The organism is Bacillus sp. JJ783, assembly GCF_036963225.1.
Taxonomy (GTDB): domain Bacteria; phylum Bacillota; class Bacilli; order Bacillales; family Bacillaceae_G; genus Bacillus_A; species Bacillus_A cereus_U.
The window spans coordinates 1-5126 of record NZ_JBALMG010000239.1 but is presented as its reverse complement, the minus strand read 5'-3'; the positions used below and the strand labels follow the sequence as shown (position 1 = coordinate 5126).

The following is a 5126-nucleotide window of genomic DNA, read 5'->3' as shown; positions in this document are numbered from 1 at the left end:
TTATAAAGCTACCTCTTATAATACCAATGTAAGAATTTTAGGTATCTTTTTGACACTGTATGTTTTGATTATTGAAGCAAAAGGGCTTATTTTAACTAGTGTAAGTATGAATATTATAATAATAGGTATGTACATGATTCACTTGAGGAAACAACATATAACCAAATCAGCTAATGAACAGGGGGAGAACTATGCCTAAAATAGTCGTAGATGCAAGAATGATAAATGCATCAGGTATAGGAGTATACATTAAAAATGTTCTCCACGAAATTTTTGATAAAAATTTATTACAATATGAATTCTACCTGATGGGGAATCAGTTAGAATTAAAAAAAGAATTTAGTTTTTATAGTGGTGTGCATTATATTCATATGACGGCCACTATTTATTCCATTCAAGAACAAAAAGAAATGCTAAAAAAAATACCATCAAACATAGATTTGCTTTGGTCACCACACTATAACATTCCGTTATTCTATAAAGGTAAATTGCTAGTAACAATACATGATGTATTTCATTTAAGAAAAGATATTAATAATAATAGTCTTGTAAAACAGATATATGCAAAAGCATTATTTAATTTTGTAAGTAAGAAAGCGGATAAAATTATTACTGTTTCTGATTTTACAAAGAATGAATACCTTAGCTATGTGAACGAGGGAGATAGAGATAAAGTTAATGTAATTTATAATGGTGTTGATACTCAATGGTATTTAAATAAGCAAAAAGTAGAAACTAAATACATGGTATATGTAGGGAACGTTAAACCGCATAAAAATTTATTAAGACTAATAAAGGCTTTTAAATCTATAAAGGATAAAATTCCTCATAATCTTATAATAATAGGAAAACGAGACGGATTTATTACACCTGATAATACTGTTCTTGAAGAAGCCGAGGAAATAAAAGATAGAATTCATTTTACTGGCTATCTTGAGGATAATAAATTGCGTGAGGTAGTAGCTTCTGCAGATTTCTTAGTATATCCTTCGTTATATGAAGGATTCGGACTTCCACCTTTGGAGGCTATGGCATGTGGATGTCCAGTATTAGCTTCTAAAGCAGCTTCTATTCCAGAAGTATGCAAGGACTATGTAGAATATGTTGACCCCTATGATGTAAATGACATAGCTAATGGTATTTTAAATTTAGCAAACAATGATGAAAAGAAAAAGGAAATGGGTAGCAGAGGAATTGCTTATGCCAAAAGTTACACATGGGAGCAATGTGCTATAGAGGTAGCAAGATGTATGCAGGAAGTGATCGAAAAATGAAAATAGCAATAGTTCATGACTGGCTTGTAACATACGCTGGTGCAGAAAAAGTATTAGAGCAGATGCTTGAAGTATTTCCAGAAGCAGATTTGTTTAGTTTAGTAGATTTTTTAGATGAAAAAGAGCGAGGATTTATTAAGAACAAAGAGGTTAGTACAACATTTGTTCAGAAGTTACCTTTCGCGAAGAAAAAATACAGAAATTATCTTCCTTTAATGCCTTTGGCTATTGAACAGTTAGATTTATCAAAGTATGATGTTATCCTTTCTAGTTCTCACGCTGTAGCAAAAGGGGTTTTAACAGGACCAGATCAGTTGCACATATCTTATGTACATTCACCTATTCGTTACGCATGGGATTTGCAGCACCAATATTTAAAAGAAGCAAAATTAGAAAAAGGTCTTAAGGGACTGTTAACAAAATCTATTTTACATAAAATAAGAAATTGGGATTACCGTACTGCAAATGGCGTAGACTATTTTGTAGGTAATTCGAAGTTTATCGGACGTAGAATATGGAAAGTGTATAGAAGAGAATCGGATGTTATTTATCCACCTGTTGATATCTCTGCATTTACACTGCATGAACAAAAAGAAGATTTTTATATAACTGCATCACGTATGGTACCATATAAGAAAATTGATTTAATTGTTGAAGCATTTTCAAATATGCCGGATAAAAAGTTGATTGTAATAGGTGATGGACCAGATTTTGAGAAGGTGAAGGCAAAGGCTAAAAGTAATGTTCAGCTTCTAGGTTATCAATCGTTTGAAGTATTAAAAAGTCATATGCAGCGTGCAAAAGCATTCGTCTTTGCTGCAGAAGAGGATTTTGGTATTACACCAGTGGAGGCACAGGCTTGTGGTACACCTGTTATTACATATGGTAAGGGTGGAGCTACAGAAACTGTTTTAGATTTAAATCATGAGAAACCAACTGGTCTATTCTTTAAAGAGCAGACTATTGAAAGTATTGTTGAGAAGGTTAAAGAATTTGAACAAAGCTATGATAAGTTTACTCCATCTAATTGTAGAGAGAATGCTATAAGATTTTCGCCAGAAAGATTTAGAGAAGAGATTAGAAGTATTGTAGAGGAAAAATATAAAGAAAAATTTCTAGGGTGAGGAGATAATATCTTCACCTTTTTTTATTTTTTGTAAGGGAGTGGAAATATGAAATTAATATTATTATCTGGTGGTTCAGGAAAACGTCTATGGCCATTATCAAATGATTCGCGTTCTAAGCAATTTTTAAAAGTACTTAAAAATGAGAATGATGAAATGCAATCTATGGTTCAAAGGGTATGGGGACAATTAAAAAGCTTAGGGATTGAAAATGATGCAGTTATTGCTACAAGTAAATCTCAAGTAGATATGATTAATAGTCAGTTAGGAAATGATGTACCTATTATCATTGAACCAGAGCGTCGTGATACATTTCCGGCAATTGCTCTTGCAGCTTCATATTTATACTCTAAAGAGCACGTTGATTTGAATGAGGTTGTAGGTGTATTACCTGTAGATCCATACGTAGAAAATAGTTTCTTTGAAAGGTTACTAGATTTAGAGAAAGCACTAAACTCTTCAAATGCAGATTTAGGTTTAATGGGGGTTACACCTACATATCCATCCGAGAAATATGGTTATATTGTTCCCAATGTAGAGGCAAGTACACAGGAAATTATTCAAGTAAGTCATTTTAAAGAAAAGCCAGTAACTGCAGAAGCTGAAGGATTGCTAAAACAAAATGCACTTTGGAATTGTGGTGTATTTGCATTTAAATTAGATAAAATTATCTCCTTATTAGATCAAAAAGGGCTTCCTGTTCAATATGATGTATTAGTCCAACAATATGCAAGTTTACCAAAGATAAGTTTTGACTATGAAGTGGTAGAAAAAACAGAGAATATTATTGCATTACCTTATAATGGTTCATGGAAAGATCTTGGAACTTGGAATACCCTTACGGAAGAAATGGGAACGAACGTCCTTGGTAAGGGAAATATGGGAATTGAATGTGAGCAAAATCATATTATTAATGAGTTAGATATCCCAGTTTCTGTATTAGGCCTTTCTAACATAATTGTAGCTGCTAGCCCAGATGGTATTTTAGTTTCAGAAAAGGACGCAAGCCCTCGAGTGAAAGAATTAGTGGGAGATTGGGATCAAAGACCAATGTATGAAGAGCGTCGCTGGGGATGGTATCGTGTGCTAGATCATACTAAATATGATGATGGGAATGAAGTGTTAACAAAGCGTATAGGTATTACAGCTAGTAAAAATCTAAGCTACCAATACCATAATAATAGAAGTGAAGTTTGGACAATAGTAAAAGGTGAAGGGATTTTTGTATTAGATGATGAAATACGAGTTGTTCGTCCTGGGGATGTATTAGAAATTCAGCCGAGGCAAAAACATGCGATTAAGGCTGTTACAGATTTAGAATTTATTGAAGTGCAATCAGGTAGCGAATTAGTTGAGGAAGATATTGTTCGGATTTATATGCAATGGAATGAAATAGAGGAAGTTTGTTATTTAAAGAAGTAAAAATTAGTAGTAAGTGCAACTAGAGGTGGAGTTATTTTGTATAAAGAACCATTATTTTTTCAACCAGTGTTACAGGAGCGGATTTGGGGGGGGGGATCTTTAAAAGGATTTAACTATGAGTTACCTTCACAAACTACCGGTGAGTGCTGGGGAATTTCTGCTCATTTAAATGGACCAAGTATTGTAAAGAGCGGTAAATATAAAGGTTTAACGTTAAAGCAACTATGGGATGAACATAGAGCATTATTCGGTAACTATCAAGCTGATCAGTTTCCGTTATTAACTAAAATTTTGGATGCAAAAAAGGATTTATCTGTACAAGTACATCCAAATGATGACTTTGCAAATATTCATGAAAACGGTGAGTTAGGGAAAACAGAGTGCTGGTATATTATTGATTGTAAAAAAAATGCTGAAATGGTGTACGGGCATACTGCTCAAACTAAAGAAGAATTTAAGGGTATGATTGAGAATAATGAGTGGAATCGATTGCTACGTCGAATACCAATTAAGCCTGGTGATTTTTTCTATGTACCAAGTGGAACTATCCATGCTTTATGTGAAGGAACATTAGTGTTGGAAACACAACAAAGTTCAGATACCACATATCGTGTTTATGATTATGATCGTGTTGGTGTTGATGGAAATAAGCGAGAACTACATGTTGAAAAATCAATTGCTGTATCGATGATTCCTCATGAGGATTATAAGGTTTATCCTGAAATTAAAAAAGAGAATGGCGCCATCATCACTAAATATGTACAAGAAAAGTATTTTTCGGTTTATAAATGGGAGATTCGAATGGAAGCATCTTTTCAACAGAATCAACCATTTCAATTAGCCAGTGTAATTGAAGGTGAAGCGACGTTAAGAACCATAAGTGGGGAATTTAGTATAAAAAAAGGAGATCATTTTATTCTTCCAGCCGGAATTGAAAGTTTTGTTATAAAAGGAAATGTGACTTTGATTGTTTCTCATCCATAGAATAGGTCACATTAATTTTAGGATTTAGCTTTATCATTTATTGTTATTGCTATAATATAATGAAGAGGTCTTAGTATTTTATTCGTAATTATAAGCAAAGAGGGTATAAGAATGAAAAAGAAAATTTTATTTTGGATTCTCGGTATAATAGGTGTGCTCATTATTGGTGGAGGAGCATATGCTTATCATATTTACTCTAACGTAACGAATACATTGGATACGGTTCATAAGCCACTAGATCGTGATAAGTCTGATAAACGTTCAGAAAAAGTTGATGTAGCTGATAAAAAACCTATTTCTATTTTAATGATGGGTGTAGATC

The 5126-nt window shown here is 33.1% G+C and carries 5 protein-coding genes and 1 pseudogene; all 6 read left to right on the top strand.

Going from position 1 to position 5126, the window contains the following annotated elements:
- A partial coding sequence (locus tag V7038_RS28975; protein ID WP_335696049.1) for a hypothetical protein occupies nt 1–199 on the top strand: 199 nt, incomplete at its 5' end.
- Nucleotides 192–1274: a glycosyltransferase family 4 protein gene (locus V7038_RS28970; RefSeq protein ID WP_335696048.1), complete on the top strand. Its 1083-nt coding sequence runs from the start codon at nt 192–194 to the stop codon at nt 1272–1274. The genes V7038_RS28975 and V7038_RS28970, both read left to right, overlap by 8 nt.
- Nucleotides 1271–2398, top strand: coding sequence for a glycosyltransferase family 4 protein (locus V7038_RS28965; protein ID WP_335696047.1), 1128 nt, complete (start codon nt 1271–1273; stop codon nt 2396–2398). The genes V7038_RS28970 and V7038_RS28965 overlap by 4 nt, the downstream gene beginning before the upstream one ends.
- 48 nt (nt 2399–2446) lie before the next feature.
- A complete protein-coding gene (locus tag V7038_RS28960; protein WP_215597064.1) occupies nt 2447–3820 on the top strand; it encodes a sugar phosphate nucleotidyltransferase in 1374 nt (457 codons plus the stop codon).
- A 36-nt stretch (nt 3821–3856) separates the two neighbouring features.
- Nucleotides 3857–4804 (top strand): mannose-6-phosphate isomerase, class I, encoded by a 948-nt coding sequence (gene manA, locus V7038_RS28955; protein WP_335696046.1) that lies wholly within the window; start codon nt 3857–3859, stop codon nt 4802–4804.
- Nucleotides 4805–4915: 111 nt separating this feature from the next.
- Nucleotides 4916–5126, top strand: a pseudogene (locus V7038_RS28950) (LytR family transcriptional regulator); the annotation flags it as partial.